The sequence below is a fragment of the Enterobacter sp. EC_50 genome, assembly GCF_019584525.1.
In the GTDB taxonomy this organism is placed as follows: Bacteria; Pseudomonadota; Gammaproteobacteria; order Enterobacterales; family Enterobacteriaceae; genus Enterobacter; species Enterobacter roggenkampii.
Window position 1 is genome coordinate 1 of record NZ_VDAF01000041.1, and the last position, 21952, is coordinate 21952.

Consider the following 21952-nt stretch of genomic DNA (forward strand, 5'->3'; position numbering starts at 1 on the left):
TCAACGGAATAACGCTTGCGTACTACGACCGAAAAACCCAGAGTGTGGTGCGGATAGACTAAAAGTGTTACCTATGTTCCCGGTCTGATCTGTCACCTATGTATCCGGTCATACACTTCGCTTACCGGGCCTACGGGTGACTTTGTAGGCCGGGTAAGGCGAAGCCGCCACCCGGCAATGTTCAGAGCACCCACTCACTCCTTTCAACCCCGTTCACCCGCAGCGTACGTTTTTCCCCCGCCGGTAATGATACCTTCAGCGCCTTCCACGCCGGACGATAGTCGCCGCGCGCGTTCACCTTCAGGTTGATGGTTGCGCCGTCGCACACCATTTCCCATTCCACCCACAGCGCATTGCCGTTCAGGTAGCCCCAGCTTTCACCATCGTCTTCAAACAGCAGCCCCGAGGTTGTGCCGACGCCTTTCACCGGGAACAGCTGCAGCTCGCGGGTCGTATCTTTTTCGGCACTCACATGCGTGATGCGCTCGCTGAGCGGCAGACCGGCCCCGGCGCGCACCAGCAGCGGCAGTTTTTCCAGCGGCGCATCGAGGACGATGGATTGCCCGCCCGCATACCACGCGTGGGTGTAAAAATCGTACCAGCCCGTTTCGTTATCCGGCAACCAGACGCGGCGCTCGCGCTGCCCGGCCTCGACGACGCTGGCGACCAGCAGGTCGCGGCCCAGCAGGAAGTCGTCGCACTCTTTGAAGGTTTGCGCGTCGTGCTCGTGGTCGAGGAAGGTCGGGCGCAGCATCGGCTCGTCGTCGGCATGCGCCTGCCAGAGCAGGGTGTAGAGATACGGCAGCAGGCGGTAGCGCAGCTCAATCGCGCCGCGAATGGCAGGCGTGACGCCCGGATACATCCACGGCTCGTTCACCGTGTGGTCATCGTTCCACGAGTGAATGGTAAAGCGCGGGTGCATCACGCCGTTCTGCACCCAGCGCACGAACAGCTCGGCGTCCGGCTTGTCGCCGGAGAAACCGCCGACGTCATGGCCGACGTTGAACAGCCCGGACAGGCTCATGCCCAGCCCCATGCGGATGTTATAGCGCAGGGTGTCCCAGTTGGTGCGGTTGTCGCCGCTCCAGGTCTGGACGTAGCGCTGCATCCCGGCGCAGCCGGAGCGGGAGATGAGATACGGACGCTTTTCCGGCGCAAAGCGCTGCTGCGCTTCCAGCGAGGCGCGCATCATCAGCAGCGGCATCACCGGGCGAATATGCTTGATGGCAATCTCCTGGCCGAAGCCAAAGCAGCGGGCTTCCCCGTCCCACACTTCATATTCGTTATTGTCGTTCCAGGTGGAGTCGATGCCCATCTCCAGCAGCTGCGTGGTGACGCCGTTCTGCCACCACTGCACCGTCTGCGGGTTGGTAAAGTCGAGGTGTGAGCCTTCGTCATCCCAGAAGCTGGAACGTTCGGGTGCATCGGTTTCTGAATCGCGAATGAACAGACCGCGTTCAGCCACTTCGCTGTAGCGCGGATGGTCCTGCAACAGGCACGGCTTGATGTTCGCCGCAAGCTTCATTCCCGCGTCGTGGAAGGCCTGGCTCATTACCTTCGGCTGCGGCACCTTGTCATAGTTCCAGTTGAAGACGTAGCGCTTGCCGTTGATGGAGGTATAGCCAGACGAAAGCTGGAACGAGTCGCACGGAATGGCGTGCTCTTCGCACAGGCGAATAAAGTTCATCAGCTGATTCTGCGCGTCCGGCGCGTCGGTGTAGTGCATGGTTGAGCCGCTGTAGCCCAGGCTCCATTTCGGTCCGAACAGCGTTTTTCCGGTGAGGCGAACAAAGGCTTTGGTGACGTCCAGCACGCGTCTGCCGGTAAAGATGTAGTAATCGATATCGCCCGCTTCCGCCTGCCAGCGGCGATAGGCGGTGTGGTAGTTATCGATCTCGTTACCGAGATCCAGCCAGCAGCTGCTCAGGTTGTCGTAGAACAGGCCGTAGCTCACGTCGTCGCGGCGGGTGAGGGTGAACGGAATGTGCTTGTACAGCGGATCGGTGCTGGCGGCGTTGTAACCCATCGCGTCGAGGTTACGCATCTCGTAGCGTTTACCGTTGCGCTGCAGATCGCCCGCTTTCTCACCCAGGCCGTAGAAACGCTCGTCCTTGCGACGGCTGAGGTAGTGCGCCACGCCGTCGCCGTGAGCGTTCAGCAGGTAGGCGCTGGTGGGGCGGTCGTTGACCAGCGGCTGCCACTCGCCCGCCTCATTGCGGTAGTGCCACTCCAGCCACAGCGGCTGGTGGACGGTGACGCGCAGCTGCTCGGTTGCCACGGTTAACGTATCGTCCTGCTGCGTCAGCGTCCAGGCGGGGCAGGAGAAGCCGCTCAGATCGTCGCGACGGCGACCTTCCCACGGCACGTCTTTTTCCGGTGCGATGCTCCAGGTGCGGTCCAGCGCCAGTTCGCCCTTGCGTTTGATCAGCACGCGGAACAGGTTCTCTTCCAGCACGTACAGGCACAGGCGGTGCTGGCTATCGACCAGCAGTTCCAGATGGTTTGCCGACTGCGTATCCAGGGTCCAGTTTTTCAGGGTTTTCATATGCAATACATCCACAATCAGGCGCGCTTGGCGCGACGTTCAGCAATAAATGCTACCAGGAAGAGAGCGCCAATCAGGTCAAAGAAGCCCATGGCGATAAAGAGCGGGTTAAAGCCGATTTTGTCGGCGGTTACACCAATTAACAGCGAGAACAGGAAGCTGGCGATCCACGCCGCCGAGCCGCGCATGCCGTTGACGGTCGCCATCTGGCCTTTATCGAACGACTCCACGACCAGGGCGCTGAGCATGCAGGAGATGATCTGGTGCCCGAAGCCGCCGATGGAGATCAGCACAATGGTGATATACGGGTCGCGGGTAATGGCCACGATGGCCAGCGAGATCATCAGGAACGCGCCGGTCACGGAGCTGGCGACGACCGAGTTCACGCGGGAGCAGCCGAACAGGCGGGTGTACAGACGCGTCAGGTAGCCGCTTGCCACGCTGCCGAGGTCGGCGGCGAGGAACGGCAGCCAGGCAAACATCGCAATCTGCTTCAGGTCCATACCGTGCTCTTTGGCAAGGTACAGCGGCACCCAGAAGCTCAGCACCGCCCAGGCGGGTTCTGCCATAAAGGCCGGAATGGCGATACCGTAGAAACGTTTGTTTTTTGAAACGGTTTTCAGCGCGGTCAGGAAGGGCAGTTTGACCGGCGCCGGTTCGTTATCCTGCTTGATAAACGCCAGCTCGTCCTTGCTCAGGTTCGGGTGCTGCTCCGGGTTGTGGTAGAACGCCCACCAGAGGATCACCCACAGCAGCGCCAGCACGCCGGTAAACATAAACGCCCCCTGCCAGCCGAACGAGGCGTGAGCAAAGTAGATGATAGGGGGAGCCAGCATTGCGCCGATGGAGAAGCCCACGCCCGCCCAGCCGGCGGCAACGGGACGCTCTGATTTCGGGAACCATTCGCCGATGGTTTTGGCGTTCGCCGGGGTGGCGGCGGCCTCAGAAGCCCCCATAAAGAAGCGCAGAATCGCCAGGTGCAGCCAGCTTCCGGCGCCCGCGTGGAAGATACACATCAGCGCCCAGATCCCGGCGCAGACCATAAAGCCAATCTTCAGGCCAATGACGTCAATCAGCCAGCCGCACAGGGGCTGGAAAATGGTATAGGCGATCTGAAACGCGCCGACGATCCAGGAGTATTGCTCGGTGGTGATCCCGAGGCTCTCTTTCAGTTCCGGAGCGAGAATACCTAAGGAGTTTCGGGTGATGTAGTTAACGGTGACGCCCAGCAAAAACAGCACCAGCACGTACCAGCGCAGGTTCTTGATGACGCGACGGGTTTTGCTTGTCGCAATGGTGTTATTGATGTCCTGACTCATTTTACTCTCCACAAGACGGACGGTAAGGGGACGGAGGTTCAGGTGTCACACAGATTGTTATGCCTTTGATTTCTATCCGCTTATAATGCTTAAGTTGCTATACAACTAGTATGGAAGCTGTGTGACAAGTTCACCTTAAGGAAGAAAATGAGTGGGCAAAAGTGGATTTTGTGCAAAATTTCTCATAACCGACGAAAACGCTCTGGCATGATGGCATTCATGTCAGTTATTGCCTGACAAACACGCTATGAAAATTTTTTCATTTCGCAAATGGAGCCAGATCACAAAATGGACAAAAGGCTAAAAATCACCGAAATCGCGGCCCGCACGCAGCTCTCCATCAGCACCGTGTCGCGGGTGCTGGCGGGGAAAGCGAATACCAGCGAAAAAGCGCGTGCAAAGGTGCTGGCGTGCGCGCGCGAGCTGGGGGTAATGGACGGCATGGCGGCAGGGCGTCTGCTGCTTAACAGCCTGGTGGTTTTTGCCCCGCAGCGGGCGTTTGACGAGCGGTCCGACATCTTTTACTACCGCGTGATCCAGAGCGTGAGCAAAGCACTTGCCTCCCACGAGGTCCGGTTGCGCTACTGCGCGCTGGAGGAGAACGACAGCGACGCCCAGCTGTTTCTGGCGCGGATGAACGAGCCGGATACGCAGGCGGCCATTCTTCTCGGTATTGACGATCCGCATATCCACGATCTGGCTGTGGACGTGGGCAAACCCTGCATGCTGATTAACTGCCGCGACCGGCACATGCGTCTGCCTGCCGTTGCGCCGGATCACCGCGCCATCGGCGAGCGGGCGGCGGAGTACCTGTTCGAGATGGGGCACCGGGAGGTAATGAACGTGCTGTGCCTGCGGCGCTACACCATGGAGCAGCGCCTGTCGGGGATCCGCGACGCGTGGCAGTCCCACAACCTGGCGTTCAATGACAAGCGCGATCTGCTGGTGGTGCCGAGCTTCAGCGCCAGAGAGACGGAGCAGCTGGTGAGCGATTGGCTAAACCTGCAGCAGGGAAAAGACCTGCCGACGGCGTTCCTGGTTGGCGGCGACTTTATGGCGGCGGGCACCATCAGCGCCTTACAAAACCACGGCCTGCGTGTGCCGCAGGACGTCTCGGTGATGAGCATCGACGGCTTTAACCTGGCGGCGATTCAGGATGTTCCATTAACGGCCGTGCATGTTCCCCGCGATGAGCTGGGAACGGAAGCGGTACACATGCTCCAGCAGCGGCTCATGCGCCCGGACGCGCCGGTAGGCACATTGCTGCTGAACGGCACGCTGGCCGTGCGGGAATCGGTACGGCGGATACGTCAGGGGAAACGACGCACCGCCGTGGAGAGGGAAGGGCTGTACGACAGCTAGACCATGCCCAGCGCGCGTTTGCCGTGGATGTTGAGATCGTTCACGGTAAAGCGGTCCTGCCAGGTTTTTTCATAATCCTCGCGCGGGAAGTCTCCCGGCGACGCGCCGGTCTCCAGCGCTTCCTTGACCTTCTTCGCGTAGGCGAGGTTTTTCTCGCACATCGGTGCGGCGGGGATGTACATCACGTTGCCCCAGCCCTGCTGATCTTCCACCGGCGCGACGGAGTGGATCACATCGCAGTGCCACCACACCGAATCACCCGCCTCCAGCGCAGGAATGCTGGTCAGCGCCTCGATAAGCAGCGGGTGCCACTTCTCGGAAACCGGCAGCACGCGCCCAGGCGCCACGCCGCACAGCTCGTCTTCCGGCACGTCGTCCAGCAGCGGACGCAGCAGAATGTACGCCATTGCTTCCGGGATCGGCACCACGTGCAGCAGCCCCTGGCCGGGGATCATATCCGACAGCGCCGTCCAGCCCTGGAAGGTGCGGAACACCGAGCATTTGGTGGTGTTATCGACGGTATACTCTTCCACTTCGGTACGGTGCGCGGCGTTCCACGGATCGTACTTGTCGACGTTGCCGTCAAACACGCGGGCGAAAACCTGCTGGTATGCCGGCAGCAGCCAGCGCTCCAGCGCGCCGGAGTCGGTATGCGCGCCGAGTCCTTTCGAGGTGGTTCCCGGCGGACGGCGGCGGATACGATCCGGGTAAATCACGCTCACGTCCGGGTCGAACCACTGCTTGCCGTTGCTCTCGAACGTCCATAAGCGGTTCAGGAACGACTGCACCTGCGCCATTTCTTCGCTCTGGCGCGCCTGCATTTGCGCCTGCGACCAGTAGATCGGGTAAATCTCCGGACGAGAAGCGGTCAGGGTGCCGAAGAAGTTATCGCCTGGCCCTTTGTACACCTCATCAAACTTGTTCAGATCGAGGTAGTCGAGCATCGACTGATCCCACGCCAGCGCCTGCTCGCGCGGGAAGTGACCTTTAATCACCGCGCAGCCGCGGCGCTTAACGGCCTCGCGCTGCGCGTCGGTAATGGTGCCGTTTTTCACATCGTTAAACGGAATCACCGGCCAGACGGATTCACCTTTATTTTTAAGGGCGTTAATTTCCGCCACGCGGGTGGCAATGCTGTCGCTGAGCTTGTCGAACACCGCCTGCACGTCGCCGATCTGCGCGCGTAACTCACGTTTCAACTGACGGATTGCCGCTTTGTGATCCGCCGGCAAGGTTTCACTGGTAAAGGTCATAACTGCCTCTCATCTTTCATTCGAAAGTAAAAGTGTCTACAAGTGATACTTTAAGTTAAAAATAAGTTAATGCAAGTTTAAAAACTTGACGTGTGCCACAGGACAGGAAAATGAGTGAGGGTGCCGGAGCAGGGCTCCGGCGAGAAGAGGTTCAGGCGTCGAACGGGGAATGGTTGTCGAGCACGGCCTGAATGACGTTCAGCGCGCCCTGATGGTTGTTGTCGTCAGTGCTGTAGCGGCTGATTTCTTTGATGCTTTCCGCCGCGTTGCCCATCGCAAAGGAATATTTTACCAGCTTCAGCATCTCGGCATCGTTGCCGCTGTCGCCAATGGCCACGCACTCTTGCGGAGAGATTTTCCAGCGTTTCAGCAGGCGGCTGATGCCGTTCGCTTTGTGCAGGCCGGGGATAATTAAATCGACAAAGCCAAAGCCGCTGGTGACCGGCTTCATGATGCCGTCCAGGGAGACGTGGAGTTTATCCACCAGATTAGGAATATCGCTGTCCGGCAGGTTCAGGGAGAACTTAAACAGCACGTCGTCAATGTCGCGGTAATCGCTGATGCGCTTTAAGCGGTGGTAGTGCTTTGACATTAGCGCCACGAACGCGTCCGGCGCTTTATCGCTGACGTAGGCGCTCTCCAGCCCGCAGGCCACGAAGTTCAGCGCTTTGTCTTTCAGCAGTTCGCCAATCACGATCTGCGACTCATGGCGGGTCAGCTCGCCGTGAAAAATCTGCTCGCCGCGATCGAACACCAGCGCGCCGTTTTCCGCCACGAAAGAGATCCGATCTTTAAGCTCCGGAAAGAAGGAGATGAGCTGGTAATACTGGTTGCCGCTGGCGACAACAAATTCAATGTCGCGGGCTTTAAGCTGTTCAAACTGTGCCTGGAAGCGGTCACGATCGTACTGCTTGGCATCATCAAGGAAAGTTCCGTCCATATCGGTGACGATAACTTTTACGGTCATACTGTGCTCCTGGGTCACTGCGTTTTGAAACATTCTAATAACAAGGTGACGAGGAGCACAAATTTAATTTCGAATGAAAGTCAGAAAGCCGGGTGGCGGCTTCGCCTTACCCGGCCTACGGGGAGACTCTGTAGGCCCGGTAAGCGCAGCGCCACCGGGCGTTTTCTTACAGCGTATGCTCAGTACGGGCGATAATATCGTCCTGCGCATCCGGCGACAGGGCGGTGAAGAACGCCGAGTAACCCGCGACGCGCACTACCAGGTCGCGGTACTGGTCCGGGTGTTTCTTCGCCTCCAGCAGCGTTTCGCGCGAGACGATGTTGTACTGAATATGCCAGCCCTTATGCACCTCGAAGAAGGTGCGCAGCAGCACCATCAGCTTCTGGCGATCGCTGTCGTTTTCCAGCGTCGACGGGTTCAGCTTCTGGTTCAGCAGCACGCCGCCGAGAATCGCTTCCGTCGGCAGTTTGCCCACCGAGCCAATTACCGCCGTCGGGCCGAGGTGGTCCGTACCCGAAGCCGGGCTGGCCCCTTCCGCCAGAGGGGTATGCGCCTTACGTCCGTCCGGTGTCGCCATCGTCGCCGCGCCAAACGGCACGTTCGCGGAGATGGAAGAGGTGCCCGCGTAATAGTTACCGCCAATCGGGCCGCGGCCGTAGCGCGGGTTATGGTACTGCTTCAGCTCCTCAATATAGGTCTGATAGGCGCGGGTCAGCAGCATATCCACGCTGTCGTCGTCGTTGCCGTACTTCGGCGCGCCGTTGATCAGGCGCTGGCGCAGCTGCTCGTGCGTCAGTCCGTCGAAATCATCGGCCAGCGCCGCCGCCAGCTGCTGCTGGCCGATGACGCCCTGTTCGAACACCAGCTTCTTCACCGCCGCCAGGCTGTTGCCGAGGTTGGCGATGCCCACCTGCAGGCCGGACACCCAGTCATACTTCGCGCCGCCCTGCTTGATGCTTTTCGCGCGCTCGATGCAGTCGTCCACCAGCGCCGAGCAGAGAATATCGTGGACGTTCTCCTCCAGCATGGTGTCTACCACGTACTCAATCTCGATGGATTTGCGGGTGTAGTAGCGGATCTGGGTATCCCACGCCGCCATCACCTCCTCGAAGTTATCGAAGTTACCGGCAGAGAGGGCTTTCTCCTGCGGCAGGAACACCTTGCCGCTGGTGGCGTCGCGGCCGCCTTCCAGCGCGGCCAGCATCACGCGGGCGAAGTTGATGAAGCTCATGCCGGTGCAGCGATAGCCCCATTTGCCGCCCACCGCGGTTTCGATACAGCCAATGGCCGCGTAGTCGTAGGCGTCGTCGCGTTCAACGCCGAGCTTGATGAATTCCGGAATGACGATTTCATCGTTGTTGAACGCCGGCATCCCGAAGCCGCAGCGGATCACCTGCACGCAGGCGTCGAGGAAGTCGTTGCTCATGCCCGCGTGATAGCGCACGCTCAGGTTCGGCTGGGTGGAGCGCAGGCGACCGCAGGATTCCAGAATCGCGTACGAGAGCGGGTTCACCGCGTCCATCGGCTCACCGTTAACCAGCTTCTGGCCGCCGATGGTGACGTTCTGGTACAGCGGGCTACCGGCGGAAGCCTTCGAGTGCGAGCCGGAGCGGATCTTATTCACTTCCAGCAATTTCAGCCAGCAGCTGTGCAGCAGCTCGATGGCGTGCTCGCGGTCCAGGCTCTGGTTCAGCTCCACGTCGCGGCGGTAGTACGGATAGAGATACTGGTCCATACGCGCGAAGGAGACGGAGTGGCCGTTGGACTCAATCTGCAGGATCAGCTGAATGAAGTAGCACAGCTGCAGCGCCTGCCAGAAGGTTTTTGGCGGCTCGTGGGCGATTACGTCACAGTTTTCCGCCATTGCCAGCAGCTCGTCGCGGCGGCTTACGCGGGTTTCGGTGGAGGCCATCTCGCGCGCCAGTTCGGCAAAGCGTTTGATGTGCAGGCTCACCGCTTCCAGCACGATGTCGATCGCCTTCAGGAACTGGTCGCCGTGCAGGTCTTCCAGCACCGTCAGGTTGATGCGCGAGCGGCGCTCGGCCACTTTGGCGCGCAGGCCGTCGAGACCTTTCTCCAGCACCAGAGGGAAGTTCACCGCCAGGTGCGCGTCGCCGGAGGTCATGTTACCTTCGGCTTTGATGATGCCGGTTTCCAGCAGGCCTTTCTGCTCGTCGGTGAACATGCCGTAGCAGCGGTCCTGCACCGTCTGGCCGCGCCACCATGGGCAGATTTCATGCAGCACGCGCTTGTTCTCTTCGCTCACCGCAAAGCCCGCGCCCGGACGGTCCGCCAGGTCGTCAATCTCTTTCTCAATCCAGGAGACGGTGTATTCCGGGAAGATCGGCGCGGCGCGCACTTCGCTGGCCTGGTTCCCGACGATCAGCTCGTCGTGCTTGATCCAGATGGTACGCTTGGCCAGGTGATGCGCCAGCGCCAGGGCGCGGCGCATCGGGATCGGCTTGTCCATGTGCTGCTGGTACATTTCGGTGTAATGCTGGGCGCGCTCGGTACAGACCGGCGGCTTCACGATATGCACCAGGGCCGTTTTGTGCGCCTTAATGCGCTCGCTGAGGGTGTTGAGATTCAGGGTGGTCATAAGTTTATCCTCGTAAGGTCGCGGTTAACCCTTTCTGGCAGGCGTACTGCTGCGCGAAGTCCAGCAGGGCAGGGTTATCCAGCGGTTTGTCAGGGGCAGAGTAGGGTTGGCCGAGCAGGGTGTATTTGTTCATGCCCAGCGTGTGATACGGCAGAAAATGAATATCGTCGACGCCGAGTTCATCGGCAGCGAAGTTGGTAATGGCGGTGATGGAGGCTTCATCCGCGTTGAAGCCCTGGATCAGCGGTACGCGGATGGTGATTGTTTTCCCGGCGGCGGCCAGGCGTTTCAGGTTGTCCAGGATGCGCTTAGCCGAACCGTCCGTCCACTGCTTGAAAACGTCTCCGTCGACATGCTTCAGGTCGGCGAGGAACAGATCGACGTACGGTAATGACGGCTCGATATAGTGCCACGGCACGTGAAGGCAGGTTTCGACGGCGGTGTGGATACCCTGGTCATGGCTTGCTTTAAACAGCGCGTGCGCCAGCTCCGGGTTCATAAACGGTTCGCCGCCGGAGAGGGTGATCCCGCCGCCGCTGCGGTCATAAAAAGGTTTATCGCGCAGTACGGTCGCCATGATCTTTTCGACCTGCTGTTCTTCGCCGCAAACGGTCAGCGCCTGCGTCGGGCAGCAGTCGGTGAGGGCATCAAGCGTCTCTTCACTCAGCTTTTCGCGGTGGATGACCAGGCCATTCAGCGCGCGTTCGATACAGCCCGGTGCCGCCTGCTGGCACAGGTCGCAGCCGTCCAGGCACAGACGCGCATCAAACAGCACGTCCCGGCTGCGGGAGCGGCTTTCCGGGTTCTGGCACCAGCGACAGCCCAGCGAGCAGCCTTTCAGGAACACCACGGTACGAATTCCGGGGCCGTCGTGGGTAGAGTAACGCTGAATATTGAAGATCATGTTTTTCGCCTCTCATCTTGCATATGAAGATTAAATTACTTTCGAATGAAAGTTATCTTGATGCAGGTCAACTCTTGAGCAGGTTTTGTCGTGATAGGGTAAGTGCAGGCTAATTTTGAGGGTGACATCATGGAACTTTATCTCGACACATCTGACGTTGCGGCAGTCAAAAAGCTGGCGCGTATCTTCCCGCTGGCGGGCGTGACCACCAACCCAAGCATTGTGGCGGCCGGTAAAACGCCGCTCGACGAACTGCTGCCCGCGCTGCACGACGCGCTGGGCGGCAAGGGCCGTCTGTTTGCGCAGGTAATGGCAACCACCGCCGAAGGGATGGTGGAAGACGCGCGTAAGCTGCGCGCCATCATTAACGATCTGGTGGTGAAAGTGCCGGTGACCGCAGAAGGGCTTGCGGCGATCAAGATGCTGAAGGCGGAAGGGATCCCGACCCTGGGCACGGCGGTCTACGGTGCCGCGCAGGGGATGCTCTCCGCGCTGGCGGGGGCGGAGTATGTGGCCCCTTACGTTAACCGCGTGGACGCGCAGGGCGGGGACGGGATCCAGACCGTGGTGGAATTACAGCAGTTGCTGACGCTGCATGCGCCGCAGTCAAAAGTGCTGGCCGCGAGCTTTAAAACCCCGCGTCAGGCGCTGGACTGCCTGCTGGCAGGCTGCGAGTCCATCACGCTGCCGCTGGACGTGGCGCAGCAGTTTATTACCTCTCCGGCGGTAGACGCAGCGATTGTGAAGTTTGAGCAGGACTGGCAGGGGGCGTTTGGACGGACGTCCATCTGACGCGGTTGCCGGGTGGCGCTGACGCTTACCCGGCCTACGTTCGAGCCGTTGTAGGTCGGGTAAGGCTAAGCCGCCACCCGACTTTTTACTGACTACACACCTCACACCCCGGATTACGCATTAGCTTCATTTCGCGGAACTGGCAGGTCATCGCGTCATACATCACGATTTTCCCCGCGGCGGGCGTGCCGTAATTCGTCAGCACCTTGATCGCTTCCATTGCCTGCAATGAACCAATCACGCCGACGAGCGGCGCCATCACGCCCGCCTCAACGCAGGTCAGCGCATTCTCGCCAAACAGACGGCTCAGGCAGCGGTAGCAGGGTTCACCCTCGGCGTACGTGAAGACGCTGATTTGCCCCTCCATGCGGATCGCCGCGCCGGAGACCAGCGGGGTTTTGTGAGCAAAACAGCCCGCGTTGAGCTGATTACGGACGGTGACGTTATCCGTGCAGTCCAGGACCAGATCGTGCCGGGCAATCTGCGCGGAGAGCGCGTCGTCATCCAGCATTGCGTCAATCAGCGTGAACTGAACGTGGGGGTTGATACGCGCCAGCGCAGCCCTGGCGGATTCCACTTTCGGCAGGCCCACCGTCGCGTCGCTGTGCAGCGTCTGGCGCTGCAGGTTGGACACCGATACGGTATCGAAATCCAGCAGCGTCATGCTTCCTACGCCCGCCGCAGCAAGGTACTGCGCGGCGGCGCAGCCCAGCCCGCCCAGCCCGACGACCAGCACGCTGGCCGCCTTGAGCGCTTCCTGACCTTCGAAATCAAACCCGCGCAGCACAATCTGGCGGTTGTAGCGCATCATCTCCGGGTCGCTCAGCTCCACCGTCATGTCAGCCTCCGAACAGGTGGTTAAAGCGCTCGACCTCAACCCATTCGCCGGCTTCCACGTTGCCGCGCTCGCGCTCCAGCACGATGAAGCAGTTGCCCAGACTGAAGGAGCTGAAAATGTGCGAGCCCTGATGTCCGGTGGTGCTCACTTCGAGCTCGCCGTCCGCACCGCGCGCCAGAATGCCGCGCTGGAAGTCGAGACGGCCCGGCGATTTTTTCAGCCGCGTGGCGGCACGCACGCGCAGGCGTTCCGGCAGCGGGCTGGCCTTGTTGCCGGAAAGCTTCGCCAGCAGCGGGAGCGCCAGCTGGTAGAAGGTGAGTGCCGCCGAGACCGGGTTACCCGGCAGGCCGCAGAACCAGCTGTGTGGAAGCTTGCCAAACGCGAACGGTTTGCCCGGCTTGATCGCCAGCTTCCAGAAGGCGATTTCGCCCAGCTCTTCAAGCAGGGTTTTGGTGTAATCCGCTTCGCCCACGGAGACGCCGCCGGAGCTGATGACCACGTCGGCGGATTTATCCGCCTCGATAAACGCCGCGCGCAGTTTTTCCGGGTCGTCAGGAATGATGCCGAGGTTAATCACCTCGCAGCCCAGCTGCTCCAGCATCAGGTGTACCGCCAGGCGGTTGGTGTCGTAAATCTGACCGTCCTGCAGCGGCTGGCCCGGAAGCTGCAGCTCGTCGCCGGTGGAGAAAACGGCGACGCGCACTTTGCGGATAACGTCAACTTCCGCGATGCCGAGCGAGGCCAGCACCGGCAGCTCCGCCACCGTCAGCCTTTGCCCGGCGGCAAAAACGGTCGCGCCGAGGGTGATGTCTTCACCCGTGCGGCGGATGTTCTGGCCCGCTTTGACGCTGGCGGTAACACGCACCCCGTCGTCGGTCTGTTCGGTCTCTTCCTGCATGACGACAGCGTCGCAGCCAGCCGGAACCGGCGCACCGGTCATGATGCGCACGCAGGTGCCCGCAGGCCATTCCCCGCTAAACGGCTGACCCGCAAAGGCTTTACCCGCCACTGGCAGGGCGTTACCCGTCTGGAGATCCGCCAGGCGTACCGCGTAACCGTCCATCGCGGAGTTATCAAACCCCGGTACGTTGAGCGGGGAGACGATATCGCGTGCGGCAATACGGCCAAAACAGCGCACGAGGGGCAGCGTCTCAACGTCATGCAGCGGGGAAACTCGGTCAAGCATCTGCGTGAGTGCCGTCTCAAGCGGCATCAGTCCGGCGGTAAAATCCATGGTGGGCTCCTGCGGAGTAACAACGAAAGCGTCCATTATGGCAGAAAAGTGCGGCTAACTGTATGACCGGAGGGTGTACGCTTTACATCACTGTTACGTCTTTCTATATTCAAAAATCATCTGAAGTTTCGTCGACGATAATGATATTTATAGAAAAAGCCGCAAAACAGGCTAACGGGTGATGCGAATGGTTAAGGCGGTAATCGCAATTCATGGCGGGGCCGGGGCAATCACCCGTGCACAGCTCACTCCTGAGCAGGAAAAGCGCTACATCGACGCGCTGTACGCCATTGTCGAAACGGGCCAGAAAATGCTGGAAGCGGGCGAGAGCGCGCTGGACGTGGTCACCGAGGCGGTACGCCTGCTGGAGGAGTGCCCGTTATTTAATGCGGGGATCGGTTCGGTCTTTACCCGGGATGAAACCCACGAGCTGGATGCCTGCGTCATGGACGGTATCTCCCTGAAAGCGGGGGCCGTGGCAGGCGTCAGCCACCTGCGTAACCCGGTGCTGGCCGCGCGTCTGGTGATGGAAGAGAGCCCGCACGTGCTGCTGACGGGCGCGGGGGCGGAGAGGTTTGCCTTCGAACACGGAATGGAGCCGGTATCGCCCGATCTGTTTTCCACAGAGGCGCGCTATCAGCAGCTGCTGGACGCCCGTTCGGCGGGTATGACGCAGCTTGACCATACTGCGCCGCTGGATGAGCGCAGCAAAATGGGCACGGTCGGCGCGGTGGCGCTCGACAAAGCGGGCAACCTCGCGGCGGCAACCTCCACGGGCGGGATGACCAACAAGCTCCCCGGACGCGTGGGCGACAGCCCGCTGCCGGGCGCCGGCTGCTATGCCAATAACGCGACGGCGGCGGTGTCGTGTACCGGCACCGGGGAAGTCTTTATTCGCGCCCTCGCGGCCTACGACATCACCGCGCTGATGGATTACGGCGGTTTAAGCCTGAGCGAAGCCTGCGAGCGCGTAGTGATGGAGAAACTGCCTGCCCTGGGCGGCGTCGGCGGGCTGATTGCAGTGGATCGCGAGGGCAACGTGGCCCTGCCGTTCAACAGCGAAGGGATGTACCGCGCCTGGGGCTATGCCGGTGATGAGCCGAGCACGGGGATCTATCGTGAATAAGGGGGCAGCGCGTGCCGCACAGTGAAGAGCTGGACAACCGCGAAGTGCTGGCTGTCCATCAGCTGAATATTGCGTTTCAGGAAGAGCGGCAGTTCATCCCCGCAGTACAGAATTTATCGTTTTCGCTCAGGCGCGGCGAGACGCTGGCGATTGTTGGCGAATCCGGCTCCGGGAAATCGGTCACCGCGCTGGCGCTGATGCGCCTGCTGGAACAGACGGGCGGGCAAATCAGCAGCGAGAAAATGCTGCTGCGCCGCCGTAACCGTCAGGTCATTGATTTAAACGAGCTGAGCGGCGCGCAGATGCAGGGCGTGCGCGGGGCGGACATTGCGATGATCTTTCAGGAGCCGATGACCTCCCTGAACCCGGTGTTCCCGGTCGGGGAACAAATTGCCGAGTCCATCCGCCTGCATCAGGGGCTAAGCGGTGATGAAGCGCTCAGGGAGGCCAGACGCATGCTGGAGCTGGTGCGCATTCCGGAGGCGCAGGCCATCCTGAGCCGCTATCCACATCAGCTTTCCGGCGGCATGCGCCAGCGGGTGATGATTGCCATGGCGCTCTCCTGCCGTCCGGCGGTGCTGATTGCCGATGAACCGACGACGGCGCTGGACGTGACGATTCAGGCGCAGATCCTGCAGCTCATCAAGGTGCTGCAGCAGGAGATGGAGATGGGGGTGATTTTCATCACCCACGATATGGGCGTGGTCGCCGATATCGCCGATCGGGTGCTGGTGATGCACAAGGGCAGCGCGGTGGAAACCGGCCCGGTCGAGCAGATTTTTCACGCGCCCGCGCATCCTTACACCAAAGCGCTGCTGGCGGCGGTTCCGCGCCTGGGGGCGATGAACGGCAGCGATCTGCCGCGTCGTTTTCCGTTGATTTCCCTGGAGGCGTCTGAGCCGCAGGAGGAGGAACGCGAGCAGGACACCGTGGTGCCGGGCAAGCCCATTCTGGAAGTGCGCAATCTGGTCACGCGTTTTCCGCTGCGCAGCGGCGTACTGAACCGCGTAAAGCGCGAAGTGCACGCGGTGGAAAACGTCAGCTTCGACCTCTGGCCGGGCGAAACGCTGGCGCTGGTAGGGGAGTCCGGCTGCGGTAAATCCACGACCGGGCGCGCGTTGCTCCGTCTGGTGGACGCGCAGGAGGGCAGCATTACCTTTAACGGCGAGCGCATTGATACCCTTCCGGACAGCAGGCTGCAGGCGGTGCGGCGGGATATTCAGTTTATTTTTCAGGATCCGTATGCCTCTCTCGATCCGCGACATACGGTGGGGTATTCGATCATGGAGCCGCTGCGGGTGCATAACCTGCTCGACGGCGAGGCGGCGCAGCGTCGCGTGGCCTGGCTGCTGGAGCGCGTTGGCCTAAAGCCGGAACACGCCTGGCGTTATCCGCACGAGTTTTCCGGCGGGCAGCGGCAGCGTATCTGCATCGCCCGCGCGCTGGCGCTGAACCCGAAAGTGGTGATTGCGGATGAATCCGTCTCGGCGCTGGATGTCTCTATCCGGGCGCAAATCATCAATCTGCTGCTGGATTTACAGCGGGATATGGGGATCGCCTTCCTGTTTATCTCGCACGACATGGCGGTGGTTGAGCGCATCAGCCATCGCGTGGCGGTGATGTTTATGGGGCAAATCGTGGAAATCGGGCCGCGAAGGGCGGTATTTGAGAACCCGCAGCACCCGTACACCCGCAAGCTCATCGCGGCGGTCCCGGTCGCCGACCCGGCGCATCGTCACGGCCAGCGCGTGCTGCTGCAGGATGAAATGCCGAGCAATATTCGTAAACGCGGCGAGGCCGTGGAGCGCGTGGCGCTGCGTGAGGTCGGTCCGGGTCATTTCGTGGCTCCCCCGCGTCAGGACAATGCCTTTTCGCGGTTATAACTTTCAACAGGCAGGAGAACATAATGGTTACATTTGTAGCGCGTAGATGGTTGTTAGCCGCGAGCGTGACGGCAGCCCTGGCCGCTGCCCCCGCGTTCGCTGCCAAAGATGTGGTGGTCGCCGTCGGCTCTAACTTCACCACGCTGGATCCGTATGACGCTAACGACACGCTCTCCCAGGCGGTGGCGAAATCGTTCTACCAGGGCCTGTTTGGCCTGGATAAAGAGATGAAGCTTAAAAACGTGCTGGCGGAGGGGTACACCGTTTCGGATGACGGGCTGGTGTACACCATTAAGCTCAAAACCGGGGTGAAGTTCCAGGACGGCACCGACTTTAATGCGGACGCGGTGAAGGTAAACCTCGATCGCGCCAGCAATCCTGAGAACAGCCTCAAGCGTTATAACCTCTATAAAAACATCGCCAAAACCGAGGTGGTCGACCCGGCGACGGTAAAAATCACCCTGAAAGAGCCGTTCTCCGCGTTTATCAATATCCTGGCGCATCCGGCGACGGCGATGATTTCCCCTGCCGCGCTGAAGAAATACGGCAAGGAGATTGGCTTCCACCCGGTGGGTACCGGTCCGTACGAGCTGGTCACCTGGAATCAGACCGATTTTGTGAAGGTGAAGAAATACGCGGGCTACTGGCAGAAAGGGCTGCCGAAGCTGGACACCATCACCTGGCGCCCGGTAGTGGATAACAATACCCGTGCGGCGATGCTGCAAACCGGCGAGGCGCAGTTTGCCTTCCCGGTCCCGTACGAGCAGGCCGCCATTCTGGAGAAAAACAGCAAGCTGGAGCTGGTCGCCAGCCCGTCGATCATGCAGCGCTACATCAGCATGAACGTCACGCAAAAGCCGTTCGATAATCCGAAGGTGCGCGAAGCCATTAACTATGCCATTAACCGCCAGGCGCTGGTGAAGGTCGCTTTTGCGGGCTATGCCACCCCGGCCACCGGCGTGCTGCCGCCGGCTATCGCGTATGCGCAAAGCTATCAGCCGTGGCCGTACGATCCGGCCAAAGCGCGCGAGCTGCTGAAAGAGGCGGGCTATCCGAACGGCTTTAGCACCACGCTGTGGTCGTCGCATAACCACAGTACCGCCCAGAAGGTGCTGCAGTTTACCCAGCAGCAGCTGGCGCAGGTGGGTATTAAGGCGCAGGTTACCGCCATGGATGCCGGGCAGCGTGCGGCAGAGGTCGAGGGGAAAGGGCAGAAAGAGAGCGGGGTGAGGATGTTCTACACCGGCTGGTCGGCCTCGACGGGTGAAGCCGACTGGGCGCTGTCGCCGCTGTTTGCCTCACAGAACTGGCCGCCAACCCTGTTCAATACCGCGTTCTACAGCAACCCGCAGGTGGACAAAGACCTGGCCGATGCGCTGAAAACCACCAAACCGGAGGAGAAAGCACGCCTCTACAAGGACGCGCAGGACATCATCTGGAAAGAGTCGCCGTGGGTGCCGCTGGTGGTGGAGAAACTGGTGTCAGCCCATAACAAAGCGTTGACCGGGTTCTACATCATGCCGGATACGGGCTTTAGCTTTGACGATGCGGATTTAAAATAACGCCCATGCTGAACTATGTTTGTAAACGCCTGCTGGGGCTTATCCCGACGCTGCTGATTGTGGCGGTGCTGGTGTTTTTGTTTGTCCATATGCTGCCGGGCGATCCGGCGCGTCTGGTTGCCGGGCCCGAAGCGGATGCCACGGTCATTGAGCTGGTGCGTAAACAGCTGGGTCTTGACCAGCCGCTGTATATGCAGTTTCTGCACTATATTGGCAACGTTCTGCAGGGTGACTTTGGTATCTCGATGGTGTCGCGTCGTCCGGTGTCGGAGGAGATCGCCAGCCGCTTTATGCCCACGTTCTGGTTAACGATAGCCAGCATGAGCTGGGCGGTGGTGTTCGGACTTGGCGCCGGGATTGTGGCGGCCGTCTGGCGCAACCGCTGGCCGGACAAGCTCGGCATGGCGCTGGCGGTGACCGGCATCTCCTTCCCGGCGTTCGCGCTGGGGATGCTGCTGATGCAGATCTTCTCCGTTGAGCTGGGCTGGCTGCCCACCGTCGGGGCCGATACCTGGAAGCATTACATTCTACCCTCGATGACGCTGGGGGCTGCCGTGTCGGCGGTGATGGCCCGCTTTACCCGCGCCTCGTTCGTTGACGTGCTGAGCGAAGATTATATTCGCACCGCGCGGGCGAAAGGGGTCAGCGAGAAGTGGGTCATTCTCAAGCACGGGTTCCGCAATGCGATGATCCCGGTGGTGACGATGATGGGGCTGCAGTTTGGCTTCCTGCTGGGCGGCTCTATCGTGGTGGAAAAGGTCTTTAACTGGCCGGGGCTGGGACGTCTGCTGGTCGATTCCGTCGAGATGCGCGACTATCCGGTGATTCAGGCGGAAGTCCTGCTTTTCTCGCTGGAGTTTATTCTTATCAACCTCGTGGTGGACGTGCTCTACGCCGCCATTAACCCGGCCATCAGGTATAAGTAAGATGCGATTATTGAACTGGCGGCGTCAGGCCGTATTAAACGCCATGCCGGGGCTAAAACCGGACCACATCCGCACCCCGTGGTCTGAATTCTGGCGGCGCTTTCGCCGTCAGCCGGTCGCGATGACGGCGGGGCTGTTCGTGCTGCTGCTGATCGTGGTGGCGATCGTGGCGCCGTGGGTGGCGCCGTTTGATGCGGAAAACTATTTTGACTACGACCGCCTGAACGACGGGCCCTCGATGCTCCACTGGTTCGGCGTGGACTCTCTCGGGCGGGATATCTTTAGCCGGGTGCTGGTGGGGGCGCAGATTTCGCTCGCCGCCGGGGTGTTTGCGGTGCTGATCGGCGCGACCATTGGGATCGTGCTGGGGCTGGTCGCCGGCTATTACGAAGGCTGGTGGGACCGCATCATCATGCGCATCTGCGACGTGCTGTTTGCCTTCCCCGGCATTCTGCTGGCGATTGCCGTGGTGGCGATCATGGGCAGCGGCATGGCCAACGTCATCATTGCGGTCGCGGTGTTTTCGATTCCGGCCTTTGCCCGCCTGGTGCGCGGCAACACGCTGGTGCTGAAACAGCAGACCTTCATCGAGTCGGCCCGCAGTATGGGGGCCAGCGACGCCACCATCCTCTTCAGCCATATTCTGCCGGGGACGGTGTCGTCCATCGTGGTCTACTTCACCATGCGTATCGGCGTGTCGATTATCTCGGCGGCGAGCCTGTCGTTTCTGGGGCTAGGGGCACAGCCTCCCACGCCGGAGTGGGGCGCGATGCTGAACGAGGCGAGGGCCGATATGGTGATTGCGCCACACGTGGCGATCTTCCCAAGCCTGGCGATTTTCCTGACCGTGCTGGCGTTTAACCTGCTGGGGGATGGGCTGCGCGACGCGCTGGATCCGAGGATAAAGGGGTAGTGCAGTGAAATGTGCCGGGTGGCGGCTACGCCTTACCCGGCCTACAAAAGCGGAGTGGGGAGATTAAACCCGGCTACCCCACAGGTCATACTCATCCGCGTTTTCAACCTTCACGCGAATAACATCACCCGGCTTAACGTTGGTTTCGCCATTCAGGTACACCGCACCGTCGATTTCAGGGGCGTCCGCCATGCTGCGGCCAATCGCACCTTCTTCGTCCACTTCGTCGATGATAACCATGATCTCGCGGCCCACTTTTTCCTGCAGACGCTCGGCAGAAATCTGCTGCTGAAGCTGCATGAAGCGGTTCCAGCGCTCCTCTTTCACCTCTTCCGGCACCTGGTCCGCCAGCTCGTTGGCGGTTGCGCCTTCTACCGGGCTGTACTTGAAGCAGCCGACGCGGTCCAGACGCGCTTCTTTCAGGAAGTCGAGCAGCATCTGGAAATCTTCTTCGGTTTCACCCGGGAAGCCAACGATGAAGGTGGAGCGCAGGGTCAGGTCCGGGCAGATCTCACGCCACTGCTTGATGCGCGCCAGCTGACGGTCAACGGAGCCAGGACGTTTCATCAGCTTCAGGATACGCGGGCTGGCATGCTGCAGCGGGATGTCCAGGTATGGCAGAATCTTGCCTTCCGCCATCAGTGGGATCACGTCGTCAACGTGCGGGTACGGGTAAACGTAGTGCAGACGCGTCCAGATACCGAGTTTGGACAGCTGCTCGCACAGGCCGACCATGCTGGTTTTCACCGGCTCGCCGTTGTGGAAACCGGAGCGGTGCTTAACGTCCACGCCGTAAGCTGAGGTGTCCTGGGAGATGACCAGCAGTTCCTTCACGCCTGCATCGGCCAGACGTTTGGCTTCCGCCAGCACTTCGCCGATTGGACGGCTCACCAGATCGCCACGCATGGACGGGATGATGCAGAAGGTGCAGCGGTGGTTGCAGCCTTCGGAAATTTTCAGGTACGCGTAGTGGCGCGGCGTCAGCTTCACGCCCTGTTCCGGCACCAGGCTCAGGAACGGGTTGTGCTTGGGTTTTGGCACGTAGTGATGAACATGTTGCAGCACCTGCTCGTAGCTGTGCGGGCCGGTAATCTCCAGCACCTTCGGGTGCACTTCGCGGATCTGGTCTTCTTTCGCGCCCAGACAGCCGGTCACGATCACTTTGCCGTTTTCGGTCAGCGCTTCACCGATGGCTTCCAGTGACTCCTGGACCGCGCTGTCGATAAACCCGCAGGTGTTAACGATCACCATATCGGCGTTGTCGTAGCTTGGCACCACGTCATAGCCCTCGGTGCGCAGTTCGGTCAGGATGCGTTCTGAATCCACCAGGTTTTTCGGGCACCCTAATGATATAAATCCAATCTTAGACATTTTTTTGTACAATCAGTTGCTCACATTGCCGGGGATTATATAGATGCCACAACTTTATAGCTACATCAGGTGGTCAACAGATCGCCAGGACAAAGGGACAACCAGAAACAGGCAGCTTGCAGCCGCGAGAGTATATGCGGCTGAAGCTGGGCTGGAAATGGTTGAGATCGAAGATCCTAACGTCAGTGCTTTTCGTGGCAAGAATACCAACACAGGAAAATTAGGGGATTTTATAGATGCAGTTTGAATCGCCACGGGTTTAACAGACACCTCAGAGTCATTTAAGATGACTTAAAGAGAGGTGCCCATGAGCGGTAAGCGTTATCCTGAAGAGTTTAAAATTGAAGCAGTCAAACAG

17 protein-coding genes are annotated in these 21952 nt (G+C 60.2%); 8 read left to right on the forward strand and 9 right to left on the reverse strand.

The window, feature by feature from the left end; translation table 11 throughout:
• Window positions 1-181: 181 nt before the first annotated feature.
• Window positions 182-2545 carry a TIM-barrel domain-containing protein gene (locus FHC48_RS22110; RefSeq protein ID WP_059362577.1) on the reverse strand — a complete coding sequence of 788 codons (2364 nt, stop codon included), beginning with the start codon at window positions 2543-2545 and terminating at the stop codon, window positions 182-184.
• 17 nt (window positions 2546-2562) lie between these two features.
• Entirely contained in the window at window positions 2563-3864 is a 1302-nt protein-coding gene (locus FHC48_RS22115) for an MFS transporter (protein WP_008501189.1), read from the reverse strand.
• A 288-nt stretch (window positions 3865-4152) separates the two neighbouring features.
• Here FHC48_RS22115 and FHC48_RS22120 point away from each other — a divergent pair, with 288 nt between their 5' ends.
• Window positions 4153-5226: a LacI family DNA-binding transcriptional regulator gene (locus FHC48_RS22120; RefSeq protein WP_059362580.1), complete on the forward strand. Its 1074-nt coding sequence runs from the start codon at window positions 4153-4155 to the stop codon at window positions 5224-5226.
• On the opposite strand, the gene FHC48_RS22125 is transcribed toward FHC48_RS22120, so the two are convergent.
• From FHC48_RS22125 to FHC48_RS22140, 4 genes are all read right to left on the reverse strand, one after another.
• The gene (locus FHC48_RS22125) at window positions 5223-6479 is read right to left on the reverse strand and encodes a DUF1479 domain-containing protein (RefSeq protein ID WP_023343641.1); all 1257 of its coding nucleotides are present in this window, start codon (window positions 6477-6479) and stop codon (window positions 5223-5225) included. The genes FHC48_RS22120 and FHC48_RS22125 overlap by 4 nt on opposite strands.
• Window positions 6480-6630: 151 nt before the next feature.
• Window positions 6631-7446: a Cof-type HAD-IIB family hydrolase gene (locus tag FHC48_RS22130; protein ID WP_059362583.1), complete on the reverse strand. Its 816-nt coding sequence runs from the start codon at window positions 7444-7446 to the stop codon at window positions 6631-6633.
• A 166-nt stretch (window positions 7447-7612) separates the two neighbouring features.
• On the reverse strand, window positions 7613-10045 hold the full coding sequence (locus FHC48_RS22135) for a formate C-acetyltransferase/glycerol dehydratase family glycyl radical enzyme (protein ID WP_059362586.1): 2433 nt from the start codon (window positions 10043-10045) through the stop codon (window positions 7613-7615).
• Between the two features lie 4 nt (window positions 10046-10049).
• Window positions 10050-10949, reverse strand: a complete 900-nt coding sequence (locus FHC48_RS22140) for a glycyl-radical enzyme activating protein (protein ID WP_059362589.1) — start codon at window positions 10947-10949, stop codon at window positions 10050-10052.
• Between the two features lie 129 nt (window positions 10950-11078).
• On the opposite strand from FHC48_RS22140, the gene fsa reads away from it, so the two are divergent.
• Complete coding sequence (gene fsa, locus FHC48_RS22145; protein WP_023326972.1) at window positions 11079-11741, forward strand: fructose-6-phosphate aldolase; 663 nt, start codon at window positions 11079-11081, stop codon at window positions 11739-11741.
• Window positions 11742-11826: 85 nt separating this feature from the next.
• Here fsa and moeB read toward each other — a convergent pair whose 3' ends face one another.
• Window positions 11827-12579, reverse strand: a complete 753-nt coding sequence (gene moeB / locus FHC48_RS22150; RefSeq protein ID WP_063436335.1) for a molybdopterin-synthase adenylyltransferase MoeB — start codon at window positions 12577-12579, stop codon at window positions 11827-11829.
• 1 nt (window position 12580) lies between these two features.
• The gene (moeA, locus tag FHC48_RS22155; RefSeq protein WP_220418963.1) at window positions 12581-13813 is read right to left on the reverse strand and encodes a molybdopterin molybdotransferase MoeA; all 1233 of its coding nucleotides are present in this window, start codon (window positions 13811-13813) and stop codon (window positions 12581-12583) included.
• 187 nt (window positions 13814-14000) lie between these two features.
• Here moeA and iaaA point away from each other — a divergent pair, with 187 nt between their 5' ends.
• The 5 genes from iaaA to gsiD are packed head-to-tail and all read left to right on the forward strand — an operon-like array spanning window position 14001 to window position 20223.
• Window positions 14001-14939 carry a beta-aspartyl-peptidase gene (gene iaaA / locus FHC48_RS22160; protein WP_025912889.1) on the forward strand — a complete coding sequence of 313 codons (939 nt, stop codon included), beginning with the start codon at window positions 14001-14003 and terminating at the stop codon, window positions 14937-14939.
• A gap of 11 nt (window positions 14940-14950) precedes the next feature.
• On the forward strand, window positions 14951-16822 hold the full coding sequence (gsiA, locus tag FHC48_RS22165) for a glutathione ABC transporter ATP-binding protein GsiA (protein WP_023326976.1): 1872 nt from the start codon (window positions 14951-14953) through the stop codon (window positions 16820-16822).
• Window positions 16823-16845: 23 nt separating this feature from the next.
• A complete protein-coding gene (gsiB, locus tag FHC48_RS22170; protein ID WP_023292928.1) occupies window positions 16846-18384 on the forward strand; it encodes a glutathione ABC transporter substrate-binding protein GsiB in 1539 nt (512 codons plus the stop codon).
• A 5-nt stretch (window positions 18385-18389) separates the two neighbouring features.
• A complete protein-coding gene (gene gsiC, locus FHC48_RS22175) occupies window positions 18390-19310 on the forward strand; it encodes a glutathione ABC transporter permease GsiC (protein WP_021240949.1) in 921 nt (306 codons plus the stop codon).
• A 1-nt stretch (window position 19311) separates the two neighbouring features.
• The gene (gene gsiD / locus FHC48_RS22180) at window positions 19312-20223 is read left to right on the forward strand and encodes a glutathione ABC transporter permease GsiD (RefSeq protein WP_023292926.1); all 912 of its coding nucleotides are present in this window, start codon (window positions 19312-19314) and stop codon (window positions 20221-20223) included.
• A gap of 63 nt (window positions 20224-20286) precedes the next feature.
• Here gsiD and rimO read toward each other — a convergent pair whose 3' ends face one another.
• Complete coding sequence (rimO, locus tag FHC48_RS22185) at window positions 20287-21594, reverse strand: 30S ribosomal protein S12 methylthiotransferase RimO (RefSeq protein ID WP_059364907.1); 1308 nt, start codon at window positions 21592-21594, stop codon at window positions 20287-20289.
• A 43-nt stretch (window positions 21595-21637) separates the two neighbouring features.
• On the opposite strand from rimO, the gene FHC48_RS22190 reads away from it, so the two are divergent.
• Window positions 21638-21841, forward strand: coding sequence for a recombinase family protein (locus tag FHC48_RS22190; protein ID WP_059364905.1), 204 nt, complete (start codon window positions 21638-21640; stop codon window positions 21839-21841).
• Window positions 21842-21952 lie beyond the last annotated feature (111 nt).

Excerpts from the sequence above, each read along its gene's own strand:
- FHC48_RS22110 (WP_059362577.1), bottom strand. The coding sequence starts at position 2,545 with ATGAAAACCCTGAAAAACTGGACCCTGGATACGCAGTCGGCAAACCAT.
- FHC48_RS22115 (WP_008501189.1), bottom strand. The coding sequence starts at position 3,864 with ATGAGTCAGGACATCAATAACACCATTGCGACAAGCAAAACCCGTCGC.
- FHC48_RS22120 (WP_059362580.1), top strand. The coding sequence starts at position 4,153 with ATGGACAAAAGGCTAAAAATCACCGAAATCGCGGCCCGCACGCAGCTC.
- FHC48_RS22125 (WP_023343641.1), bottom strand. The coding sequence starts at position 6,479 with ATGACCTTTACCAGTGAAACCTTGCCGGCGGATCACAAAGCGGCAATC.
- FHC48_RS22130 (WP_059362583.1), bottom strand. The coding sequence starts at position 7,446 with ATGACCGTAAAAGTTATCGTCACCGATATGGACGGAACTTTCCTTGAT.
- FHC48_RS22135 (WP_059362586.1), bottom strand. The coding sequence starts at position 10,045 with ATGACCACCCTGAATCTCAACACCCTCAGCGAGCGCATTAAGGCGCAC.
- FHC48_RS22140 (WP_059362589.1), bottom strand. The coding sequence starts at position 10,949 with ATGATCTTCAATATTCAGCGTTACTCTACCCACGACGGCCCCGGAATT.
- fsa (WP_023326972.1), top strand. The coding sequence starts at position 11,079 with ATGGAACTTTATCTCGACACATCTGACGTTGCGGCAGTCAAAAAGCTG.
- moeB (WP_063436335.1), bottom strand. The coding sequence starts at position 12,579 with ATGACGGTGGAGCTGAGCGACCCGGAGATGATGCGCTACAACCGCCAG.
- moeA (WP_220418963.1), bottom strand. The coding sequence starts at position 13,813 with ATGGATTTTACCGCCGGACTGATGCCGCTTGAGACGGCACTCACGCAG.
- iaaA (WP_025912889.1), top strand. The coding sequence starts at position 14,001 with ATGGTTAAGGCGGTAATCGCAATTCATGGCGGGGCCGGGGCAATCACC.
- gsiB (WP_023292928.1), top strand. The coding sequence starts at position 16,846 with ATGGTTACATTTGTAGCGCGTAGATGGTTGTTAGCCGCGAGCGTGACG.
- gsiC (WP_021240949.1), top strand. The coding sequence starts at position 18,390 with ATGCTGAACTATGTTTGTAAACGCCTGCTGGGGCTTATCCCGACGCTG.
- gsiD (WP_023292926.1), top strand. The coding sequence starts at position 19,312 with ATGCGATTATTGAACTGGCGGCGTCAGGCCGTATTAAACGCCATGCCG.
- rimO (WP_059364907.1), bottom strand. The coding sequence starts at position 21,594 with ATGTCTAAGATTGGATTTATATCATTAGGGTGCCCGAAAAACCTGGTG.
- FHC48_RS22190 (WP_059364905.1), top strand. The coding sequence starts at position 21,638 with ATGCCACAACTTTATAGCTACATCAGGTGGTCAACAGATCGCCAGGAC.